Below are 20,890 nucleotides of genomic sequence, written 5' to 3'. Positions count from 1 at the left end.
TGTAACCGTTTCCGTGTGAAAATCGGAAACTAAATTACATGGAGACATTCACTATGCCGCGTCGCGCCACCAAGATCGTTGCCACCCTCGGGCCCGCCTCCAGTGACCCCGCACTGCTGGAAAAAATGATCCGCGCCGGCGTCAACGTGGTGCGCCTCAATTTCAGCCACGGCACGGCCCAGGACCACGTGGACCGGGCCAAGCTGGTGCGCGAAGCCGCCCAGCGCGCCGGCCGCGAAGTCGCCATCATGGCCGACCTGCAAGGCCCCAAGATCCGCGTCGGCAAGTTCGCCGAAGGCAAGGTCCAGCTTGAGCCGGGCGGCAAGTTTGTGCTCGACGCCTCCCGCACCGAGCCCGGCGACATCAAGGGCGTGGGCCTGGACTACAAGGAACTGCCGCGCGACGTGAAAGCCGGTGACGTGCTGCTGCTCAACGACGGCCTGATTGTGTTGACGGTGGACGTCGTGCGCGGCGAAGAAGTGCACACCACCGTCAAGCTGGGCGGCGAGCTGTCCAACAACAAGGGCATCAACAAGCAGGGCGGCGGCCTCACCGCCCCGGCGCTGACCGCCAAGGACATGGAAGACATCAAGACGGCCATGAGTTTCCAGGCCGACTACGTTGCCGTGAGCTTTCCCAAAAACGCCACCGACATGGAAATGGCCCGCCAGCTGTGCAACGTAGCCGCGGCGCCCTACAAACACAAGCCCGGCCTGATCGCCAAGATTGAACGCGCCGAAGCCATTCCCAAGCTTGAAGAAATCCTGCGCGTCAGCGACGGCATCATGGTGGCCCGCGGTGACCTGGCCGTCGAAGTCGGCAACGCCGCCGTGCCGGCGCTGCAAAAACGCATGATCAAGATGGCGCGCGCCGGCGACAAGGTCGTCATCACCGCCACGCAGATGATGGAATCCATGATCGTCAACCCGGTGCCCACGCGCGCCGAGGTCAGCGACGTCGCCAACGCGGTGCTGGACGGCACCGACGCGGTGATGCTGAGCGCCGAAACCGCCGCCGGCAAGTACCCGCTGGAGACCGTCGAGGAAATGGCCAAGATCTGCGAGGAAGCCGAGAAGGCCGAATACAAGGAGCTGGAAGGCGATTTTTCCGGCAAGACCTTCAGCCGCATCGACCAGTCCATCGCCATGGGCGCGCTGTTCACCGCCCACCACCTGGGCGCCAAGGCCATCGTCGCGCTGACCGACAGCGGCTCCACCCCCCTGTGGATGAGCCGCCACGACATCCGTGTGCCGATCTACGCGCTCACGCCGCGCCTGGCCACCCAGCGCAAGATGGCGCTGTACCGCAACGTGCGCCCCCTGCTGATGGACACCAGCGCCGACCGCGACACCGCGCTCGAGCAGGCCGAAGGCCACCTGCTGCGCCGCAACATCGTGCAAAGCGGCGACGTCTACGCCATCACCTGCGGCGAGCCCATGGGCGCGCCGGGCGGCACCAACATGCTGAAGATCTGCAGAGTGGCGTAGATATGGCCCCCACGGTCGCTCACTTCGTGTAGCTCCCTGCCCCCCGAGGGGGCCGCTGCGCCTGCGGCCGGGCAAAGCCCGTTCCGCGGCCCCTGCTGGAACAAAGAGTCCCGTGCTCTTAAAGGCCTTGTCCTATGCAGCCTGGGAAGATCGGCTGAATCCAGCGGGGCGGTTGCCTGCGTATTCTGAAGTCCATGCCCAACATAGATTCCAGATTGCCCAGACGCTCGCTTTTTGCCATGCTGCCCGCGCTGCTCAGCGCGTGCTCGGCTGTCGACCTCCTCAACGCCACGGTGCCCACCGACACCTACCGCCGCAGCGAAGGGCTGGCCTACGGGCCCGAGCTGCGCCAGCGGCTCGATGTGTACCAGCCGGCCGGCGAAAGCCGCAATGCGCCGCTGGGGGTGTTTTTCTACGGCGGCAACTGGTCCTCCGGCGAGCGCGCCGATTACCGCTTTGTCGGCGAAGCCCTGGCCTCGCAGGGCATCGTCGCCGTCATCGCCGACTACCGGCTGAGCCCGGCGGTCCGCTACCCCGTTTTTGTGCAGGACAGCGCGCGCGCCGTGCGCTGGGCCAGGGACCATGCCGCCGAGTTCGGTGCGGACCCGGCCCGTGTTTTTGTCATGGGCCACAGTGCCGGCGCCTACAACGCGGCCATGGTTGCCCTTGATGCGCGCTGGCTGCGGGCCGAGGGAATGGCGCCCTCGCAGCTGGCCGGCTGGATAGGTCTGGCCGGTCCTTACGACTTCCTGCCCATCGTCGATCCCCAGTCGCGGGTGGCGTTCGAGTGGCCGGCCACGCCCGCCGACAGCCAGCCGCTTGCGCATGCCTCGCGGGCTTCGCCTCCCGCGCTGCTGCTCGCAGCGGCCGAGGATCGCACCGTCAACCCGCAGCGCAACACCGTGGCCCTGGCCCGCCGGCTCGGGGACAGCGGCGTGCGCGTGCAATCGGAATTGTTCAGCGGTGTGGGCCATGCGACCCTGGTGGGCTCTATCGCCCCCGTGTTGAGAGGGAGGGCGCCTGTGCTGGAGCGGGTCGCGGCCTTTGTGAAATCATCTGGCTGACGATGTTGTCGGCCAGGGCTGCCGTGGCCCAGCAAAGCCAGGCGGTCCAGAGCGTGTGGCTCATGTAGTGGGCACCGCGCAGCTGCTGCGCCAGGCCCAATACCAAACCTGCGAGTAATGCACCGGCGAGCCAGCGCCGCGCCGTCCGGGGCAGGGCGTGGCGGAACGCAAAAAAACCACCCAGAAAGGCAAACCCCGCCGACGCATGGCCGGCGGGGAAGCAGCCGCCGCTGCCGCCGTCGCGCACGCCCCAGGCCCAGTGCGACACATAGGCCACCGTGCCGCCGAATTCGTGCAGCTCCCACGGGCAACTCGTGAGGCTGTGCAGCTTGAGGGTGGACACCACCAGCAGCGAGACCAGCGTGGTCAGCGCCAGCTGGGCACGGCGCTCCACGGCCAGCTGGCGCAGGGCGCCGAAAGGCCGCACCATGCCGGCCAGCAGCGCCAGCTCGACTCCCCAGGGCAGCCAGCGGATGTCGTCGTGCAGCGTGCCGCGCCAGAACCAGTGGCTCTCAAGCGGGAAACCGACTGGGGAGCCGAACCCGCGCGCCATCCACAGGTCCAGGCCTGAATGGTCCCAGGCCAGCAGCAACGCCAGGCTGAGCAGTGTTCCCGCGAAAACACGCGAGACAAGGGCGGCGCTGTCGCCGGTGAAGGAAGGAGCGGTCATGGGAATTCGCGCGAGCGCGCGTGGCCAAGGAAGCCCGCAAGATATCGGGAGCGTCTTAACTCACCCTTAAGGCCTTGCGACGGGCCGTGAAAATCCCTGCCGGCGCCTCAAGCGCATGACAATGGCCCCATGCGAATCCTGGTGGTGGAAGACGATGCCGGCATCGCCCTGGGGCTGCGGACCAACCTGCAGCAGCGGGGCTATGCGGTGGATACCTGCGCCAGCCTGGCCTCGGCATGGTCGGCCCTGTCCAGCGAGCCCTTCGACCTGGTGCTGCTGGACCTGGGGCTGGCCGATGGCGACGGCGGCGACCTGCTGCTGCAGCTGCGGCACGCCCGCAATGGTGCGCCCGGGATCTTGCCCGACCCGCTGACGCCCGTACTCATCATGACCGCGCGCGATCAGGTCGCCGACCGGATTTCGGGCCTCAACCTTGGCGCCGACGATTACCTGGTCAAACCCTTTGACCTGGACGAGCTCGAGGCGCGCATGCGCGCGCTGCTGCGGCGCGCGGCCGGCCGCGCCCATCCGCTGCTGGTTCACGGCGAACTGGTGATCGACCCGGCCGCGCGCACGGTGCTGCGCGCCGGGGAGGGCGTGGAACTGGCGCCGCGCGAATTCGCCCTGCTGCTCCTGCTGCTGGAGTCGCGCGGCCGCGTGTTGTCGCGCCAGCAACTTGAGGCGCGCCTTTACAACTGGCAGGACGCCGTCGGCAGCAACGCGGTCGAGGTGCACGTGCACCACCTGAGGCGCAAGCTGGGCGAGGGGCTGATCCAGACCATGCGCGGCGTCGGCTATTTCATTCCGCGGGAGGACGGCTCATGAAACCCGCGGTACGTCCGCAGGCCTCGCTCACGCGCCGGCTGCTGCTGTGGGTGCTGGCGGCGCTGCTGCTGGTGTGGGCCGGCTTCGTCGCGGTGGGCTACCGCACCGGTGTCCATGAAGCCGGCGAGCTGACCGACGGGCACCTGGCCGGCACGGCGGCCCTGATGCTCAACCTGGACCTGCCGCCCTTCGTGGACGCGGCGCGCGAAACCGTCCGCCCCGCCATTCCCACGCTCAAGAGCCACGACTACCAGCCTTCCCTCAGCGTGCTGGTGCGCGACGCCGGCGGCCGGCTGCTGGCCCGTTCAGGCGACGCGCCCCTGCCGCCCTTCAGCGAACAGGCCGGTTTCGCCGACCTGGAGTTGGGGTCGCCCCGGACCACCTGGCGCAGCTTTTCGCAGTGGGACGCCTCGCATACGCGGCAGGTCATGGTGCTGGTGCGCGCCGACGAGCGCGACGAGATGGCCGCCGACGTCGCCGGGCAACTGGCCGGGCCGGGCCTGTGGCTGCTGCCCGTGGTGGCCCTCGCCCTGGGGGCGGCCATCTGGCGTGGCCTGCGGCCCTTGCAGGCGCTGTCGCGCGACGTGGCCGAGCTTGAGGTGGACAAGGCCGAACGCCTCCAGGCGCGCCATCCCTACCGCGAATTCAACTCGGTCGTGCGCTCCATCAATACGCTGGTGGGCCAGCAGCAGGCCTCGCTTGAGCGCGAGCGCCAGCTCGCCAGCGAGGTGGCGCACGAGCTGCGCACCCCGCTGTCCTCCATCGCCCTGCAGGCGGCCTCGCTGCGCGGAGCGCTTGCGCCTGCCGCGCGCGAGCAGGCGCTGGCGCAAATCGGAGCCGATGCGATGCGCGCCGGTCACGTCATCACCCAGCTGCTTTCGCTGGCGCGGGCCAGCCGCGCGGACCTGCAGCAGCAGATGCGGCGCCTGGACCTGGGCACGCTGGCCGGGGACGTGGTGGCCGGCTACGCGCAGGCGTCCTGGGAAAGCGGGCACACGCTCAGCGTGCAGGGCGAGGCCGGGCTGGAGGTTCTGGCCCATCCCTTGCTGCTGGAGCTGGCCCTGCGCAACCTCATCGACAACGCCCTGCAGCACACGGCCCGGGGCAGCGCCGTCTGCGTCCAGTGGGGCCGTGACGCCGATGGCGCATGGCTGCAAGTGTGTGATGACGGCCTGGCCCGCGCGGGCGCCGCCGCGCCTTCTGCCGAAAGACTGGGCCTAGGCCACAAAATCGTCGGCCGCGTGATGGACGTGCACGGCGGCCGCTTGGGGCAGACACCCGCGCCCGTGCCTTTTACACGGTGTTACCGCATGGTTCTGCCGCTAATTCCCTGAATAAGTGGTCTTTACGCAGCCGTTAGAATGAGGCCTTCGGTTACTTCGCGGTTACGGCCCACCAGGCAGCCCTCGTGCTGCGCGGCCTTCCGCCGGGAACCCGCCTTTTTCTGGCAGCGTTTTTAACTTTCTGGGGATTCTGATCATGGCACTCGTTTCGATGCGCGAGCTGCTGGACCATGCGGCAGTCAACGGCTACGGCATTCCGGCTTTTAACGTCAACAACCTCGAGCAGGTGCAAGCCGTCATGGAAGCGGCCAAGGAAACCGGCGCGCCCGTCATCCTGCAGGCCAGCGCCGGCGCCCGCAAATACGCCGGTGAGCCCTTCATCAAGCACCTGATCGAAGCGGCCATCGAGATGTACCCCAACATCCCCCTGGTCATGCACCAGGACCACGGCCAGAACCCCGACGTCTGCCAGGGCGCCATCAACCTCGGCTTCTCGTCCGTGATGATGGACGGTTCGCTCGAAGCCGACGGCAAGACCATCGCCAGCTATGAATACAACGTCGACGTGACGAAGAAGGTCTCGCAGCTGGCCCACAAGTACGGCGTCACCGTCGAAGGCGAGCTCGGCTGCCTGGGTTCGCTGGAAACCATGAAGGGCGACAAGGAAGACGGCCACGGCACCGACGCCACCATGACGCGCGAACAACTGCTGACCGACCCCGAGCAGGCCGCCGACTTCGTCAAGCGCACGCAGATCGACGCGCTGGCGATCGCCATCGGCACCAGCCACGGCGCCTACAAATTCACCCGCAAGCCCACCGGCGACATCCTGGCCATCGACCGCATCAAGGAAATCCACAAACGCATCCCCAGCACCCACCTGGTGATGCACGGCTCCTCCTCCGTGCCGCAGGAAATGCTGGCCATCATCCGCCAGTACGGCGGCAACATGAAAGAGACCTACGGCGTGCCCGTCGAGGAAATCCAGGAAGCCATCAAGCACGGCGTGCGCAAGATCAACATCGACACCGACATCCGCCTGGCCATGACCGGCGCGGTGCGCAAGTTCCTGGCCGAAAACCCCGAAAAATTCGACGCCCGCGAGTGGCTCAAGCCCGCCCGCGAAGCCGCCAAGGCCCTGTGCAAGCAGCGCTACATCGAGTTCGGCTGCGAAGGCCAGGGCGCCAAGATCAAGGGCGACACCTTGCAGGTCGTGGCCGCCAAATATGCCAAGGGTGAACTGGCCCAGGTCGTGCATTAAGGCGCAGTGAATAAACCCGCCAACCGCCCGCGCGGATTGGCGATAATTCAAAGCCCGCGGACTCTTGCGAGTCGCGCGGGTTTTTTACTTTGACTCCCTCTGACGCCCCACCATGACCCAAGCTCTCCACACCTCCGCCCTGACCTCCCTGCCCCTGCTCGCGCGCGGCAAGGTGCGCGACAACTACGCCGTGGGCAAGGACAGGCTGCTGATGGTGGCCAGCGACCGGCTCAGCGCCTTCGACGTCATCCTGGGCGAGCCGATTCCCGGCAAGGGCGCGCTGCTCACGCAGATGGCGCTGTTCTGGTTCGGCAAGCTGGGCCACATCTGCCCCAACCACCTGACCGGCGAAACGCCCGAAAGCGTGGTCACGCCGGCCGAAGTCCCGCAGGTGGTAGACCGCTCCATGCTGGTCAAGCGCCTCAAGCCCATCCCCGTCGAGGCTGTGGTGCGCGGCTACCTGGCCGGCAGCGGCTGGAAGGAATACCAGGAGAGCCAGGCCGTCTGCGGCGTGCCGCTGCCCGCGGGCCTGAAGAACGCCGGCAAGCTGCCCGAGCCCATCTTCACGCCGGCCGCCAAGGCCGAAGCCGGCGAGCACGATGAGAACATCAGCTACGAACAGGTCGTGAAAGTCGTCGGCCCCGAGCTCGCCGCGCAGATCAAAAAAATCAGCCTCGAGATCTACAGCACCGCCGCCGCCTTCGCGCTGACCAAAGGCATCATCATTGCCGACACCAAGTTCGAGTTCGGCCTCGACGAAAACGGCACGCTCACCTTGATGGACGAAGTGCTGACGCCCGACTCCTCGCGCTACTGGCCCGTCGAGGGCTATGAAACCGCTTATGCGGCCGGGCTGAACCCGCCCAGCTATGACAAGCAGTTCGTCCGCGACTGGCTGGAGGCCGTGCGCATCAACGGCAAGCCCTGGGACAAGACGCCCCCGGCGCCCCACCTGCCGCCCGACGTGATCGCCAAAACAGCCGCCAAGTACCAGGAAGCGCTGACGCGGCTCACGGCCTGAGGCCGGCGGGGGGCCGGGCCCGCCGTCCGTTGTTCGTTCGTGTCACAGCCCGCTAACACCACGGATTCCGTGGTGTGCCCAGAATCGGTCTGTTCCTTCATTCCATCCCAGGAGACAGACATGGCACGCAAAAAGATACTGATGATTTGCGGTGACTACTGCGAGGACTACGAGACCATGGTGCCCTTTCAGGCCTTGCTGGCCGTGGGCCACACCGTGCATGCGGTGTGCCCCGACAAGGCGGCCGGCGACACCATCAAGACGGCGATCCACGATTTTGAAGGCGCGCAGACCTACAGCGAAAAACCGGGCCACAACTTTGCGCTGAACGCCACCTTCGCCCAGGTCAAGGCCGAGGCTTACGACGCGCTGCTGCTGCCGGGCGGGCGCGGCCCGGAATACCTGCGCACCTACCCGGCCGTGATAGCCATGGTGAAGCACTTTTTTGAGGCCAACAAACCGGTGGCCGCCATTTGCCATGCGGCGCAATTGCTGGCGGGCGCCGACGTGCTCAAGGGCCGAACCTGCTCGGCCTACCCAGCCTGCCGCACCGAGGTCGAGCGCGCCGGCGGCCGCTATGCCGACATCGCCATCGACGCGGCCCATACCGAGGGCAACCTGGTGTCGGCGCCCGCCTGGCCGGCCCATCCGGCCTGGATCGCCCAGTTCCTGGCCCTGCTCGGGACGCGGATCACGCATTGACGCCGGCCGGTGCGCGGCGCATGATTTCCGGTATCTGAGAATTTGACAGAGGCACTGCGAAAAGTGCCCGAAAAACCGCCGCTGGAGACACATCATGTGCGAGGTATTCATCAGCGCCGACCCGGCGCTCTACGAAAGCCGTATCCGTTCGGTCCGCCTGCACGGCGTGGCCACCAGCATCCGGCTGGAAAACCTGTTCTGGGACGTGCTGGGCGATGTTGCCCGGCGCGACGGCATGAGCGTGCCCCAGCTGTGCACCCGGCTGCACGACGAGTTGGTGGCCGAGCGGGGCGGGGTCGACAATTTTGCGTCCTTCCTGCGCGTGTGCTGCGGCCGCTACCTGGCGCTGCAGCTTTCGGGCGGCATACCGCGCGATGCGTCCATTCCCATCCGCAGCCTCAATGCGCGGCGTGTGCTGGCCACGGAGCGGCGGCCTTTTTCATCGGGGGAGCCGGGGGAAATGCGGGCCCGCGGCGATTCGCGGACACTGGCCGCGTAAAGGCGCCTGAGCAGCGCTTGACGCAGCGCCGCAGCCTCCTCAGCTGAGCACGACGCTGGAAAGGCGCCGGCGATAGGTCGCCACGACCGGGTCTTCAGGCGGAATCTGCCCGTCGGCCACCTTGGGTTTGGGCGCTTCCATGACGTCGAGGATGGCGATGTAAGTCTTGCGCGCCAGTTCCTCGTTCCAGGCCTTGTCGCGCATCAGGATTTCCAGCAATTCGTCGAGCGCTTCGGTCCAGCGCTGCTGAACCAGCAGGCCGCGCGCCTTGTCAAAGCGGGCTTCAAAGTCGCGTTTGTTGGCCGTGATCCTGGCGTCCAGGCCCGCCGCGGCGCCCGCATCCTGCAGGGTCACAAAATCCATGGCGTCCATCCAGCGCTTGAGCGAGTCAAAACGCCGCACCACCGTGGTCTGGGCGATCACTGGCGCGAAGGCCACCTTGGCGTCGTCCTCGCGGCCCAGTTGCAGCAGCAGCTTCACATAGTCGAAGCGCGCGTTGTCGTCCGCCGGGTTGGCGGCCACCGCGTGCTGGAGTTTTTCGAGCACCGCGTCCGGGTCGGTGCTTTCTTCCTCGAGCGCCAGTTCCTGCTCTTCACCTTCAGCCAGTTCGTCCGCCGGCGGCAGGTGTTTGTCGAGGAACTCCTTGACCTTGCCTTCGGGCAGGGCGCCGGCAAAACCGTCCACCGGCTGGCCGTTCATCATCAGGATGCAGGTCGGGATGCTGCGGATACCGAAGGCCGCGCCCAGCTGCTGCTCCTGGTCGGAGTCGATCTTCACCAGCTTGAAGCGCCCGGCGTATTCGATTTCCACCTTTTCAAGAATCGGGCCCAGCGACTTGCAGGGGCCGCACCAGGGCGCCCAGAAGTCGATCAGCACGGGGGTGGTCATGGAAGCGGCAACAACTTCCGCTTCGAAATTGGCAATGGTGACGTCGATCATGATTGAGTAGAGGTGGGGCTGGAAAGAGGGGTTTCAACCGGCGCGGCGGGGCCGGTGTAGTCCGGGAGCAGGCCCAAACGATAGCATGCAGGGCCTAGCCCTTAAAATCACGGTTTACGGGCTCACGGCCCCGCAAACCCCAAGACCCAGAAGGTCCCAATGACGACGACAAACAAGACGGCGACCCCCCTGGTGGGTGTGGTGATGGGCTCCAGCAGCGACTGGGAGACCATGCAGCACGCGGTGCAGATCCTCACCCATTTCGGCGTGGCGCATGAAGCGCGCGTGGTGTCGGCCCACCGCATGCCCGACGAGATGTTCGCTTATGCCGAAGCCGCCCAGGGGCGCGGCCTGCAGGCCATCATCGCCGGCGCCGGCGGCGCCGCCCACCTGCCCGGCATGCTGGCCGCCAAGACCACCGTGCCGGTGCTGGGCGTGCCGGTGGCCAGCAAACATTTGCAAGGCGTCGATTCGCTGCACAGCATCGTGCAGATGCCCAAGGGCATTCCCGTCGCCACCTTCGCCATCGGCAACGCCGGCGCGGCCAATGCGGCCCTGTTCGCCGTCGCCATGCTGGCCCTGCACGACAAGGCGCTGGCCGCCCAACTGCAGGTTTTCCGCGCCGAGCAGACCGCCGCCGCCCACGCCATGACCCTGCCGCCCGCATGAGCCTTCCTTCCGGACTCCCTGTTTTCCCCGGCACCGTTTCCGCCTCCGGCCAGCCCGCCACGCTGGGCGTGATGGGCGGCGGCCAGCTGGGCCGCATGTTTGTGCACGCCGCGCAGCGCCTGGGCTACTTCACCGCCGTGCTGGACCCCGACGCGCAAAGCCCGGCCGGCCTGGTGAGCCACCACCACATCCAGACCGGCTACGGCGACGCGCAGGGGCTCCAGCAACTGGCCGCGCTGTGCGCCGCGATCACCACCGAATTTGAAAACGTGCCCGCCGCCGCGCTGCAGGCGCTGGCCGCCAGCCGTCCCGTCGCGCCGGGCGCCGCCGCCGTCGCCATCGCGCAAAACCGCATCGAGGAAAAATCACACTTCACCGCCAGCGCCGCCGAATCCGGCGCGCTGGCCGGCGTCAGTTGCGCGCCCTATGCCGTGATTGAAACGCAGGCGCAACTCGAAGCGGTGTCCGCCGGCCTGCTGCCCGGTATCCTGAAAACCGCGCGCATGGGCTACGACGGCAAGGGCCAGGTCCGCGTCAAGAACGCGGCCGAACTCGCCGCCGCCTGGGCCGGCCTCAAGCAGACGCCTTGCGTGCTCGAAAAAATGCTGCCGCTCAAAGCCGAGTGCTCGGTCATCGTGGCGCGCGGCTGGGACGGCCGCATCGTGGGCTTCGCGCCGCAGCGCAACGTGCACGTCGACGGCATCCTGGCCGTCACCCAGGCCTATGAAGGCAATATGCCGGCCGCGCTGGCGCGGCGCGCGCTGGCGGCCACCCACACCATCGCCCACCACGTCGGCTATGTCGGTGTGCTCTGCGTCGAGTTTTTCCTGGTCGACGACGGCAGCGCAGACGGCGCGCTGGTCGTCAATGAAATGGCGCCGCGCCCGCACAACAGCGGCCACTACACGATGGACGCCTGCGACGTCTCGCAGTTCGACCTGCAGGTGCACGCCATGGCCGGCCTGCCGCTGCCCGAGCCGCGCCAGCATTCGCCGTCCATCATGCTCAACCTGCTGGGCGACGTCTGGCTCGACGCGCAAGGCAATGCCCGCACGCCAGACTGGCAGGCCGTGCTGGCCCTGCCGGGCACGCATTTGCACCTTTACGGCAAGACCGAAGCGCGCGCCGGCCGCAAGATGGGCCACCTCAACGTCACCGGCGCCGACGTCGCCGCCGTCAAGGCCACGGCGCGCCAGGCGGCGGCCATCCTGGGCCTGCCGGGCCTTGAAGACATCTGATGATCCTGTCCGGTACCGACCCGCAGGCCATTCTTGAAGCCGCCCGCCGCATCCAGGCCGGCGAACTCGTCGGCTTCCCGACCGAAACGGTTTACGGTCTGGGCGCCGACGCGTCCAGCGATGCCGCCGTCGCCGGCATTTTTGCCGCCAAGGGCAGGCCGTCCGACCACCCGCTCATCGTGCACGTGGCCGACGCCGCACAGGTCAACGATTACGCCGCCGGCGTGCCGCCTTTTGCCGCCAGGTTGATCAAGGTCTTCTGGCCCGGTCCGCTGACCGTGATCCTGCCGCGCAAGCCGGGTGTGGCCGCAGTTGCGGCCGGCGGCCAGGATTCCATCGGTCTGCGCTGCCCCTCGCATCCGGTCGCGCTGGCCTTCCTCAAAGCCTGCAACACCGGCGTGGCCGGCCCCAGCGCCAATCGTTTCGGCCGTGTCAGCCCCACCACCGCGCAGCATGTGCAGCAGGAATTCGGCGACGATCTGCTGGTGCTCGACGGCGGCCCCTGCGACGTCGGCATCGAGTCCAGCATCGTCGACTGCACGCGCGGCCGGCCGGTGCTGCTGCGCCCCGGCATCCTCACGCCCGCGCAGCTGGAAGCCGCCTGCGGTGAAGCCGTCCTCAACAAGGACGAATTTGAGCAAGAAGCCCTGGGCGACGCGCCGCGCGCCTCCGGCACGCTGGAGGCGCACTACGCCCCCAACGCCAAGCTGCGCCTGATGGACGCCGGGCCCATACAAACCGCGCTGGATTTGCTGGGCGCGGACGCGGCCCACATCGCGGTCTATGCGCGCAGCATCGTGCGCATCAAGTCCGACAAGGTGCTGTACCGCCGCATGCCCGACGACGCGCTGGCCACCGCCCAGCAGCTGTTCGCCGTGCTGCGCGACTTCGACGCCAAAGGCGTCAAGCTGATCTGGGTGGAAAACCCGCCCGCAGCTGCCGAATGGGACGGCGTGCGCGACCGGCTGGGGCGCGCTGCCGCGAGCTGAAGCGAAAGCGCGTTTCTTCCCGCGCCGCTATCATGGCCGGCACCCCGTCATCACAAGGCGATCCCCATGTTTTCCGTCCTCTTCACCATCTGGTTTCTCCACGTCGCGGCCATGATGAGCCCCGGCGCCAACGTCTTGCTGGTCTCGCAGCTGGCCGCCAGTGACCGCGCGCACAGCGCGGTGTTCGCGGCACTCGGCGTGACGGTGGGCGCCGCCATCTGGTCGCTGTGCGCGGTGCTGGGCGTCAATGCGATCTTCCAGGTCTTTCCGGGGCTGCGCCTGGCGCTGCAGGTGGCCGGCGGACTGTACCTGCTCTACGTCGCCAGCCGCCTCTGGCGCTCCGGCGGCGCGGCACTGGACGGCCGTGGCCCCGCGGTGTCTTCGGCCGCGGCCTTCCGGCTGGGTTTTCTGACCAACATCACCAACCCCAAGTCGGCGCTGTTTTTCGGCAGCGTGTTTGCGGCGTCTTTCCCGGCGGCGCCCAGCGCGGGTCTTCAAGCTGCGGCTGTGGCGATGATCATCGCCAACGCACTGTGCTGGCACCTGCTGCTGGCGTATTTGTTTTCGCGCGAACGTGTGCGGCTCGCGTATTCCGGCGCGCGCGGAACTTTCAACCGCGTCGCCTCGGTCGCCGTGGGCGCGCTGGGCCTGGGCCTGCTGGCGGCCTCTTTGCGCGAAGCGCGTTCCTAGACGCTGTTCTCAGGGCCGCGCGAATTGCCCTTCGGGCTCCGGCTCATCCGGATCGCCCTGCGTCCCTTCATCAATCCATTGCAAGTACGCCGCCGATCCGGCGGTGATAGTCAGCTGCACGATTTCGGGTGTCTCGTAGCTGTGGTGCGCGCGGATAAACCGCTCCAGCGCCTCGAAGCGATCAGCCCGCGTCTTGATGGACAGGCGCTGCTCGGGCTCGTCGCACAGCGCGCCTTGCCAGCGGTAAATGCTGCGGATGGCTTCTATCTGCACACAGGCGCCCAAGCCGGCCTCGACGATCCGGCGGGCTAGCGTTTCGGCCTGCTGGGCCGTGGAAACCGTGGTCAGGACCAGGCAATAGCCGGGGTCATGGGGCTTTGACATGGTGCGAGTTCCGGTGGGGTCTGCCGGTATGGACAGACAGAAGTTGCGGGAAGCGCGGAAAGTGCCCAAATTTCAGGCATTGTGACGCAGGCCGCGCCAAATGGCGCTCTCGTCTTCCAGCCCCGGCGTCATCAACAGACTTGTCCACAGACGGCAGGGATAACTCAGGCCGCCAGGGCCGTTGACAGCCCTAGCGCGCGGTTTCTTTCACGGCCCATTCCAGCAGCGCATCCAGCGCGGGCCGCGCGGCGGAGGCGTTCGGGTGGTTGACCAGGCCCACCACGATGTAACGCGCGCCGCTGTGGCCGTTGGCATAGCCCGCAATGGCGGTCACGTCGCGCAGCGAGCCGGTCTTCAAAAAAGCCTGCCCCGCCACACCCTTGCCGCGCTCGCGCAGCGTGCCGTCCACGCCGGCCACCGGCAGCGAATCGGCCAGGTCGGTGGCCAGCGGGCTTTTGGCCGCGTGCTGCAGCAGGGCCGCGAGGCCGGCCGCGCTGATGCGTTCGCTGCGGCTCAGGCCCGAGCCGTTGTCCATCACCGGCGGCGGGGTGCCCGGCAGGGTTTTGCGCCACCAGGCGGCCAGCGCGGCATGCGCCGATTCCAGCGTGCCGCTTTTGGGCTGGCCCAGGTTGGCATGCAGGCCCAGCGTCAGGAACAGGTGCTGCGCCATGATGTTGTTCGAATACTTGTTGACGTCGCGCACCATCTCCACCAGCGGCGCCGAGGCATAGTCAAAGCGCACCGGCGCCTTCTGGCCCGACAGCGTGCCGCTGCTGCGCAGCATGGCCAGTTCCGGGGGCGTGGCGTCGCGCACCGTGCCGGTCAGCAGCCCGCCCAGCTGCCGCCACGAGCCTTCGATGGCGCGCGCCGCGAAGCTGTTGGGGTCGGCATAGGCGCTGGGCCAGATTTTCTCGCCGCAGGCCGACGGGTAGGTGCCCAGGAATTCAATCGTGGTCGGGTTCTCGACGCTGGCGCGCAGCTCGCTGCGCCAGTCGCCGCAGCGGCCCACGCGCACCATGGGCACGCTGCCGGCCACTTCCACGCCCGCCAGCGGCGGCTCATAACGAACCAGCGCGCGCTTGCCGGGGATGTCCGGCGTGAAGGTCATCACCAGGGTCTTGAAATTGATCAGCAAGGCATCGGGCCGCGCGTTGTAGGGCCGCAGCGGCTCGCCGTCGAATTCGCCGGGGTCGACGGCGGGTACGCTGAAGGCGCTGCGGTCCAGCACGATGTCGCCGCGTATCGCCCGCGCGCCGCCGGCCTGCACTTCGGCCAGCAGGGCCTGCAGGCGCTCGACCACCAGCTTGGGGTCGCCGCCGCCGCGCACCACCATGTTGCCGTTGAGCAGCCCGCCCGAGAGGCTGCCGTCCAGCAGCACCGTGGTTTTCCAGGTGAAGTCGCGGCCCAGCGCGTCCAGCGTCGAATAGGTCGTCACCAGCTTCATGACCGAAGCCGGGTTCATGGGCGCATCGGTGCGCCAGGCCAGGCGCGGCGTCTTGCCGTTGCCGGCCTCCACCACCATCATGGACACGGCCGACGGCGGCACTTTGGCGCGCACAAGCGCTTTTTCGATCACGGCGGGAAGGCGAGGCGCGGTTTGCGCCAGGGCGGCGGGGGCGGAACACGCCAGCACAACGGCCAGCACGGTGAGCGCAACAGTGCGCGGCGCGCGCGGACGCGGCAAGTCATGGGTCATGAAGGGATTATCGCGGCAGGGCGCCGCAGAAGAAGATCTGGGGCATCAGGCTTTACCTGAGGGCTTGAGCGAACAATCAATCACAAGTACTGAAATTTTGTGCTGAAGTTCTTCGGGTACGGTTAGTTGGAGTCTCTTCTCAAGCTCATTCGGTGTCTTCGGTTTGGCTCCGCCATCGCCGGCTACGGGCTGGCCTGCTCCACCAAACCAGAAGACAAGAAAAATACCGTAGCCATCCGAGGCCGCTTCACGCGTATATCTTGCTATCAGTTGATTTGAGATGGATTTCCATAGATTCGGGTGCTGATCGCGTTTGATTTCTATTGGTATGTGATGGTTTTGCGCCAAAACCTTAATGTCGGCACGTTTTTCATCGGCGTAACGACCCTCAGGTTCTGCATTGACCGTTAGTAAAGAAAGGGGGGGCTTGAGTGCAAACAAGAGCGTGTCACGGCATTCCTCTTCGTGCCTTGGATTGCCTCCGGCCCAATATTGCCGGTAACCATTCGTGTTGCCATCTCGGATTTCTTTTCCGAGTTGTTGTAGATGGTCAAGCGTCAGTGCCCATAGGTCTGCGGCATTTGCGGGTGCCAAATTGCTCAGCGTAGCCGACACCTGAGCTGCGGAGGCCGGCCGAAACAGTGCTTTGCGGCGAGTTAATTTTTGGTCAAAAATCGCTCGACGCAAAGAGTCTTGCCATTGATTAAGGGTCTTCTGTTGGAGCAGGGTCGTCAGCGCTTGTCTGGCCGAATCATCATGAATGCCGGCAAGCGTCGAAATAAGGCCTTCAACATAGCGACCCAATTCCATAGCTGGTGATACCCAACCTGATTGATTAGGCCACCTTGGGTTGCATCGTGGCCCCAGGGTTTCAATCAAAAATTCTAGTGCCGGGATGGGCAATGTGATTCTGATGCCGTTTCTCTCCCTTTGTTCATGAACCATTGCAATCAGATGACTGATTCGGGTCTGGGAATGAGTGATGTATTTCCTGGCAGTTTCGAGGTGGAGCTCCGGCGCCACTTGCAACGCTGCTGTGAACCAATACGCGCGTTGTGCAACGTCGCCTGCCGTATCCAGGAGTTTTTTTGAAATTACTTCCAGTTGGCTGAGCCTGTCCAGATTGACCATCAGCGAGACAATCAACAGGCGAAGGCTTTGCAACTGGTTTTTGTGCGCCTTATTCGGGAAATTGCTGAGAAGTGTTGGGACAATGATCCTGGCGATTTCCGCATAGGCCGGATCATGCGCGAGCGCATACATGCCATTGACATGGTCTTTTTTGGCCGCAATTTGTGCGGTGATCAACGGGCCCATGACATGGGCCAAGATTTCCGGCCGCGTTGCGATCAGGTGGTTGAACCAATCGGGCGTGTTGCCGTAGTCGTTGACTAGACGGAAGGCCACCGTCATTTCAAGAATTGGCTCGGACAAGTCCAACGCAATGGCCGGATTTTCTATCCAACGTAGTTCCATTGCAGCGAGACAAGGTGAGCTTAAGTTGTAGCGTCGATTTTGGACGTTGAGTTCAATAATCTCGCGAGCGGTAGGCGCATCTTTACGGAATACGCATTGACGCAAACCTTGCAGGGCTAGCGCAAGCCACTCTTGGTTGCCATTCAATAGTGCTAGCACGCGAGCTTCAGCGGTGTTCTCGTTTGAATCGTCAAAAAGATTGAGATAGGCATTGCCGATTTCGACCAAGGCGCCCAAATTCGCCGAGCCTGCATCAAATCCCGTAAATACTTTTTCAAAGAAATTCAGTTTTTGAGCTTCTTCTTCCTTGGCACGAACTTGGTGCTCAATCTCTAGGTTAATCAATTCTTGATCGATACCCTCTCGAGGATAAGTAGAGCGCAGAAAGCCGTCCACCCAAGAGGCATCAGCGGAATGACTTTCTCGCCAATTTTCGATTAATTGAAGTGCGCTATCTTCACCTTTGTTTGTTTCCGTAAGACGAAACGCTTCTACAACAAGCTGTCGACGCAGATCTTCATGCGAAGATTTTTCCGCGAGCGACAAGTACCAAAGATCGGCATCGTGCGGCATTGGCGCACTATATAAATGACGACGGACAGGCCAAACTATGCTTCGCCCGGCTTTTTCTGATTTGAGTTCGAGCTGCATGCCGAATTCGAAAAGTGCCTTGTATCGGTCTGGATGGGTTTTGAGCCAGTCGCCAAGGGCTTGTTGATGCTCCTGTTTTAACGGCGAGTAATAGTGAGGGCCCAACCCTAGAGACAGCCACCTGTATAAGTGCGGTATTTCCATTTGCAGACCTTGCTGGGTTACACCTTTAATGAGGAGCGTACCAACAATGTCAGCCGACCTTAAGCGATCATGTTGATTGCTGACTTGGTAATCCCTCGATATCAGGGCATCTAGCAAGACCGGAATGTCAGCTGCTGGCGCGTTCTTCTCAGAAAAGTCGTGCCAAAACCGCCAATAGGAACCAAGCAAAGTATCGGACTTGGGTTCCCGGAAGTAAGACCAAATTTCTGTCGGCGAGATTTGACTCGGGTACAAGGCTAAAAGCAGAGTGCCGATTAGCTCGTCTTCACTGTCTTCTACCTTGCCTTCATGTATGTCTTCCAGTAGTTTGAGGGATATCGGCCACCGGCCATTGGGGCGTTCAAATGCAATAAGAATCCGTAAAGCTTCGATTCGCGACGCGGGCCAATAACCTGTGTCCCTTACGACGTTCTCCAACTCTGCATTGAGTCCATGCAAAGCTTGTCCGTGGGCTATCGCGTCCAGCACGCAATCGATCAATGCTAAATGGGCAGGACTGCGGCCGTTCGAGTTCAGCAAGCGACGAAAGTCCTCTTCCATGTCGGCGGTGGCTAAGGCACCAAAGGATTGACTATCCCAGGTTTGCGTTCTGAAATAGGTATAGCGCTTCGCTTCGTTGCTCAATGCGTCGAGGACGGTTTTCTTTTCAGAGGGCAGAAAACTCCGTACGTCACCGTAGAGGATGACGCCGAGCGGATCACGATCAATGAGTTCTAAACGTAAGGAGCCCGTCGCATTTGCAGCCAGCCAGGCGTGCAGTCCTCTTAGCTCCGGCACTACGCCGCCATCTTCACCGAGCATCAGTGCTAGTATGCGGTTGGTGGGTAATCCCTGTTTAATTCGTATGACGAGGTATTGTGCGGCGAGATATTCCGCAACGGTTCGGTGCGCAGGAACGAACTGACCGTCGCCAGCCGCTTTAAATAGGCGGGTATGAAGCGCTGCTCGGCAAATTGCTATGTCCGGCGTGGATTTGCTAGTGGGAAGTTCGGGTAAGGCGAGCACTTCCTTCTGATTGCTGCCAAGCCTCTGTGGTGCTATAGATGCGTTACCAGAGAGCAGCATAAGTGCGCACAAGTAACCCGCAGCGTGAAGAAGCTGATCTTCCGGTTGCGCGGCTTCTCTCATACCGGCGAGCCATTGATCGTTGTGTTCCCGTACAAGTTTGGCGCATGCCAATTGGTAGGTTTGGGTTTTGCTTTCCGGCCAACCGTCTGTCGTTGCATCAACCAGCATGCGCAGTGTTTGGGGGTTGTTCAGTAATCCGTCAAGGTCGTGTTTCTCAGCTTCCTGGATAAAGTTGGTAGCGCTCTGCGCGCCGGGCATCTGCCAATGTGCGATCAATGCTCGAATCTCTTGTTGGTTCAAGGGTTCGAGATGCAATTCAAGGAAGCTGCTCTCTCCTACGAGGCGCTGTAATGCCGCGCTGTCTGTGCTGCCACGCCAATCCGCCTCCCGGCAGGAAATGCGAAATTTGGGCGTGCCTAGTTGTTGCAGCTTGGTGCGAATTTGGCTGAGCGCGGTAGAGCCCATCGCGGTGCCTGCCGCGATTTCATCGAGGCCATCAATAAAGAGTGGAAAGTTTTGGATCGAAGACAGGTTCAGATCAACAAAATCGCGCGCACTGATGTAGTGACCACCTTCTACATCGCTGCGTGCAAAAAAAGCGTCTGTTTTCCCGGCGCCCGGGTTTCCTATCAGTACCCACGCGTGCACTGTGCTGAAATGACTGATGAGTTCAGGGGCGGACAGGGTGCCATCGGGCTGGCGTACACGCACTCTACGCTCGATAGCCAGGCGTTCGCGCATTGCATTGGCGGCCGAAGTCATCTGAGTTCCAGCCAATGAGCCAATGGATATGACAGAAATTCCGTCAGGTCTATCCCGCCTGTGCCCACCACCAGGCGGCGGCAATTTTGGTGCTGGTGTGAGAATGCCTCCAGTCCGCCCAACTTGCCTTGGGTCGCGCCACTTTTAACTTCAATGGCCGTCAGCCGTGTTGCATCCGAGATCACGAAGTCCACCTCATGAGGGCTCTCGCGCCAATAGCTCACTTTCTCAGTGCTTTGGGCGGTATTGCATAAATGGGTGCCTATCGCGCTCTCGACAAGGCGCCCCCAGAACGAGCGGTCCGCTTGAGCCTCGGAGAATGTGTAGGGTGTTGCGCTCGACATGAGCGCCGTGTTCAGAACGTTGAATTTTGGTGGAGACGCGCGCTGCCGGGCAACGCCCCGGTGATATTTGTGCAGACCCATGAGCAAGCCCGCGTTGCCGAGCAGATCCAGGTAGCCCGCGAGGGTTGTTTCATTGCCGGCATCTTCGAGTTGGCCTTTGACTTTTCCCAACGCAAGAATCTGCCCCGAATAGCTGCTGCCGAGGGTGAAGAGCTGCTTGAGGAGTGCGGGCTTGTCGACCCGCACCATTTGAAGGATGTCGGTGTCTATGCTGGGTTGCACCAGACTCGCCAGCACGTAGTTGCGCCAGCGCGCTTCATCGCGAATGAGGGGGGCGCTTCCCGGGTAGCCGCCGAAGAAAAAATACTCATTCAGCGTGAAGTCGAACGCTTCGTGCATTTCGGGAAAAGACCAATGCGTGACAGGTATCAGCTCATACCGACCTGTCAGGCTTTCCGTCAGGCCCTTTTGCATCAGGAGGGGTGAGCTGCCGAGCAAAACGATATGCATGTCCAGCCCCGCAGCGCGGTCTGCGTCCCACAGGCCTTTGACGATTTCAGACCAGCGTGGGATTTTCTGGATTTCGTCAAAAACAAGCGCGAAGGCCTGCTCGGGGCTTTTGGCCCTGAGTTGTTTTAGTACTTCCCGGGCGGCTTGCCAGCTACGGATCAACCATGCGGCATCCCTGATTTCGCCGGCGGATTCAACGCTTGTCTCACCGTAGACGCCGAACGAACGTGTTGCGGGCTCCTCGTATTGATCAACGGCGATAAACTGATGGGCAATTCCCGCGAGCGCTGTCCGTACCAAAGTCGTCTTTCCCACCTGACGGGGGCCGGCGACTATGGTGATGAAGCGTGACCGCTCCTCCAGCCTCTTGCGAAGCTCTTTAACCTGGGCTCTTTGGAAAGACATAATTCATACTGAGTAAATTTACTCAGTATTGTATATTTCTGGTTTTCAGCAGTCAACGGGATGATTTCCCGCCTTAGCAAAACAGCCTGAAC

The 20,890-nt window shown here is 63.8% G+C and carries 18 protein-coding genes; 12 read left to right on the top strand and 6 right to left on the bottom strand.

Annotation, left to right across the window (positions count from 1 at the left end):
* The first annotated feature begins 53 nt into the window (after nucleotides 1-53).
* Both pyk and ACLV8F_RS21165 read left to right on the top strand, forming a co-directional pair.
* The gene (gene pyk / locus ACLV8F_RS21170; protein ID WP_411886177.1) at nucleotides 54-1,487 is read left to right on the top strand and encodes a pyruvate kinase; all 1,434 of its coding nucleotides are present in this window, start codon (nucleotides 54-56) and stop codon (nucleotides 1,485-1,487) included.
* A 194-nt stretch (nucleotides 1,488-1,681) separates the two neighbouring features.
* Nucleotides 1,682-2,551, top strand: coding sequence for an alpha/beta hydrolase (locus tag ACLV8F_RS21165; protein WP_411886176.1), 870 nt, complete (start codon nucleotides 1,682-1,684; stop codon nucleotides 2,549-2,551).
* On the opposite strand, the gene ACLV8F_RS21160 is transcribed toward ACLV8F_RS21165, so the two are convergent.
* Nucleotides 2,478-3,221, bottom strand: a complete 744-nt coding sequence (locus ACLV8F_RS21160) for a phosphatase PAP2 family protein (protein WP_411886175.1) — start codon at nucleotides 3,219-3,221, stop codon at nucleotides 2,478-2,480. The two genes, ACLV8F_RS21165 and ACLV8F_RS21160, sit on opposite strands and share 74 nt — an antisense overlap.
* 129 nt (nucleotides 3,222-3,350) lie before the next feature.
* Here ACLV8F_RS21160 and ACLV8F_RS21155 point away from each other — a divergent pair, with 129 nt between their 5' ends.
* From ACLV8F_RS21155 to ACLV8F_RS21130, 6 genes are all read left to right on the top strand, one after another.
* Entirely contained in the window at nucleotides 3,351-4,046 is a 696-nt protein-coding gene (locus tag ACLV8F_RS21155) for a response regulator (protein WP_411886174.1), read from the top strand.
* Nucleotides 4,043-5,380 carry a histidine kinase dimerization/phospho-acceptor domain-containing protein gene (locus ACLV8F_RS21150; RefSeq protein ID WP_411886173.1) on the top strand — a complete coding sequence of 446 codons (1,338 nt, stop codon included), beginning with the start codon at nucleotides 4,043-4,045 and terminating at the stop codon, nucleotides 5,378-5,380. The genes ACLV8F_RS21155 and ACLV8F_RS21150 overlap by 4 nt, the downstream gene beginning before the upstream one ends.
* A gap of 145 nt (nucleotides 5,381-5,525) precedes the next feature.
* Nucleotides 5,526-6,590, top strand: a complete 1,065-nt coding sequence (gene fba, locus ACLV8F_RS21145) for a class II fructose-bisphosphate aldolase (RefSeq protein ID WP_411886172.1) — start codon at nucleotides 5,526-5,528, stop codon at nucleotides 6,588-6,590.
* A 112-nt stretch (nucleotides 6,591-6,702) separates the two neighbouring features.
* On the top strand, nucleotides 6,703-7,611 hold the full coding sequence (locus ACLV8F_RS21140; protein ID WP_411886171.1) for a phosphoribosylaminoimidazolesuccinocarboxamide synthase: 909 nt from the start codon (nucleotides 6,703-6,705) through the stop codon (nucleotides 7,609-7,611).
* Nucleotides 7,612-7,731: 120 nt separating this feature from the next.
* Nucleotides 7,732-8,313: a DJ-1/PfpI family protein gene (locus tag ACLV8F_RS21135; protein ID WP_411886170.1), complete on the top strand. Its 582-nt coding sequence runs from the start codon at nucleotides 7,732-7,734 to the stop codon at nucleotides 8,311-8,313.
* Between the two features lie 94 nt (nucleotides 8,314-8,407).
* On the top strand, nucleotides 8,408-8,812 hold the full coding sequence (locus ACLV8F_RS21130) for a ribbon-helix-helix domain-containing protein (protein WP_411886169.1): 405 nt from the start codon (nucleotides 8,408-8,410) through the stop codon (nucleotides 8,810-8,812).
* Nucleotides 8,813-8,851: 39 nt separating this feature from the next.
* On the opposite strand, the gene trxA is transcribed toward ACLV8F_RS21130, so the two are convergent.
* Entirely contained in the window at nucleotides 8,852-9,751 is a 900-nt protein-coding gene (gene trxA, locus ACLV8F_RS21125) for a thioredoxin (RefSeq protein ID WP_411886168.1), read from the bottom strand.
* A 159-nt stretch (nucleotides 9,752-9,910) separates the two neighbouring features.
* Here trxA and purE point away from each other — a divergent pair, with 159 nt between their 5' ends.
* The 4 genes from purE (at nucleotide 9,911) to ACLV8F_RS21105 (ending at nucleotide 13,337) form a co-directional block, all read left to right on the top strand.
* Nucleotides 9,911-10,420, top strand: a complete 510-nt coding sequence (purE, locus tag ACLV8F_RS21120) for a 5-(carboxyamino)imidazole ribonucleotide mutase (RefSeq protein WP_411886167.1) — start codon at nucleotides 9,911-9,913, stop codon at nucleotides 10,418-10,420.
* A complete protein-coding gene (locus ACLV8F_RS21115) occupies nucleotides 10,417-11,658 on the top strand; it encodes a 5-(carboxyamino)imidazole ribonucleotide synthase (RefSeq protein WP_411886166.1) in 1,242 nt (413 codons plus the stop codon). The genes purE and ACLV8F_RS21115 overlap by 4 nt, the downstream gene beginning before the upstream one ends.
* On the top strand, nucleotides 11,658-12,647 hold the full coding sequence (locus ACLV8F_RS21110; protein WP_411886165.1) for an L-threonylcarbamoyladenylate synthase: 990 nt from the start codon (nucleotides 11,658-11,660) through the stop codon (nucleotides 12,645-12,647). Before ACLV8F_RS21115 ends, ACLV8F_RS21110 begins: the two co-directional genes overlap by 1 nt.
* 66 nt (nucleotides 12,648-12,713) lie before the next feature.
* Entirely contained in the window at nucleotides 12,714-13,337 is a 624-nt protein-coding gene (locus ACLV8F_RS21105; RefSeq protein WP_411886164.1) for a LysE family translocator, read from the top strand.
* Between the two features lie 9 nt (nucleotides 13,338-13,346).
* Here the strand turns inward: ACLV8F_RS21105 and cutA are convergent, their stop codons facing one another.
* From cutA to ACLV8F_RS21085, 4 genes are all read right to left on the bottom strand, one after another.
* The gene (gene cutA, locus ACLV8F_RS21100; RefSeq protein ID WP_411886163.1) at nucleotides 13,347-13,721 is read right to left on the bottom strand and encodes a divalent-cation tolerance protein CutA; all 375 of its coding nucleotides are present in this window, start codon (nucleotides 13,719-13,721) and stop codon (nucleotides 13,347-13,349) included.
* A 190-nt stretch (nucleotides 13,722-13,911) separates the two neighbouring features.
* Nucleotides 13,912-15,417 (bottom strand): D-alanyl-D-alanine carboxypeptidase/D-alanyl-D-alanine-endopeptidase, encoded by a 1,506-nt coding sequence (dacB, locus tag ACLV8F_RS21095; RefSeq protein WP_411886162.1) that lies wholly within the window; start codon nucleotides 15,415-15,417, stop codon nucleotides 13,912-13,914.
* A gap of 45 nt (nucleotides 15,418-15,462) precedes the next feature.
* Entirely contained in the window at nucleotides 15,463-19,539 is a 4,077-nt protein-coding gene (locus ACLV8F_RS21090; protein WP_411886161.1) for an NACHT domain-containing protein, read from the bottom strand.
* Nucleotides 19,536-20,798, bottom strand: a complete 1,263-nt coding sequence (locus tag ACLV8F_RS21085) for an ATP-binding protein (protein WP_411886160.1) — start codon at nucleotides 20,796-20,798, stop codon at nucleotides 19,536-19,538. Before ACLV8F_RS21085 ends, ACLV8F_RS21090 begins: the two co-directional genes overlap by 4 nt.
* Nucleotides 20,799-20,890: the final 92 nt, after the last annotated feature.

The organism is Polaromonas sp. YR568, from assembly GCF_943369675.1.
GTDB lineage: Bacteria > Pseudomonadota > Gammaproteobacteria > Burkholderiales > Burkholderiaceae_C > Polaromonas.
Note: the sequence above shows the minus strand (reverse complement) of the source record. Positions and strands in the feature narration are given on the sequence as shown.

Coding starts and splice junctions, on each gene's coding strand:
- pyk (WP_411886177.1), top strand. CDS start 54: ATGCCGCGTCGCGCCACCAAGATCGTTGCCACCCTCGGGCCCGCCTCC.
- ACLV8F_RS21165 (WP_411886176.1), top strand. CDS start 1,682: ATGCCCAACATAGATTCCAGATTGCCCAGACGCTCGCTTTTTGCCATG.
- ACLV8F_RS21160 (WP_411886175.1), bottom strand. CDS start 3,221: ATGACCGCTCCTTCCTTCACCGGCGACAGCGCCGCCCTTGTCTCGCGT.
- ACLV8F_RS21155 (WP_411886174.1), top strand. CDS start 3,351: ATGCGAATCCTGGTGGTGGAAGACGATGCCGGCATCGCCCTGGGGCTG.
- ACLV8F_RS21150 (WP_411886173.1), top strand. CDS start 4,043: ATGAAACCCGCGGTACGTCCGCAGGCCTCGCTCACGCGCCGGCTGCTG.
- fba (WP_411886172.1), top strand. CDS start 5,526: ATGGCACTCGTTTCGATGCGCGAGCTGCTGGACCATGCGGCAGTCAAC.
- ACLV8F_RS21140 (WP_411886171.1), top strand. CDS start 6,703: ATGACCCAAGCTCTCCACACCTCCGCCCTGACCTCCCTGCCCCTGCTC.
- ACLV8F_RS21135 (WP_411886170.1), top strand. CDS start 7,732: ATGGCACGCAAAAAGATACTGATGATTTGCGGTGACTACTGCGAGGAC.
- ACLV8F_RS21130 (WP_411886169.1), top strand. CDS start 8,408: ATGTGCGAGGTATTCATCAGCGCCGACCCGGCGCTCTACGAAAGCCGT.
- trxA (WP_411886168.1), bottom strand. CDS start 9,751: ATGATCGACGTCACCATTGCCAATTTCGAAGCGGAAGTTGTTGCCGCT.
- purE (WP_411886167.1), top strand. CDS start 9,911: ATGACGACGACAAACAAGACGGCGACCCCCCTGGTGGGTGTGGTGATG.
- ACLV8F_RS21115 (WP_411886166.1), top strand. CDS start 10,417: ATGAGCCTTCCTTCCGGACTCCCTGTTTTCCCCGGCACCGTTTCCGCC.
- ACLV8F_RS21110 (WP_411886165.1), top strand. CDS start 11,658: ATGATCCTGTCCGGTACCGACCCGCAGGCCATTCTTGAAGCCGCCCGC.
- ACLV8F_RS21105 (WP_411886164.1), top strand. CDS start 12,714: ATGTTTTCCGTCCTCTTCACCATCTGGTTTCTCCACGTCGCGGCCATG.
- cutA (WP_411886163.1), bottom strand. CDS start 13,721: ATGTCAAAGCCCCATGACCCCGGCTATTGCCTGGTCCTGACCACGGTT.
- dacB (WP_411886162.1), bottom strand. CDS start 15,417: ATGACCCATGACTTGCCGCGTCCGCGCGCGCCGCGCACTGTTGCGCTC.
- ACLV8F_RS21090 (WP_411886161.1), bottom strand. CDS start 19,539: ATGACTTCGGCCGCCAATGCAATGCGCGAACGCCTGGCTATCGAGCGT.
- ACLV8F_RS21085 (WP_411886160.1), bottom strand. CDS start 20,798: ATGTCTTTCCAAAGAGCCCAGGTTAAAGAGCTTCGCAAGAGGCTGGAG.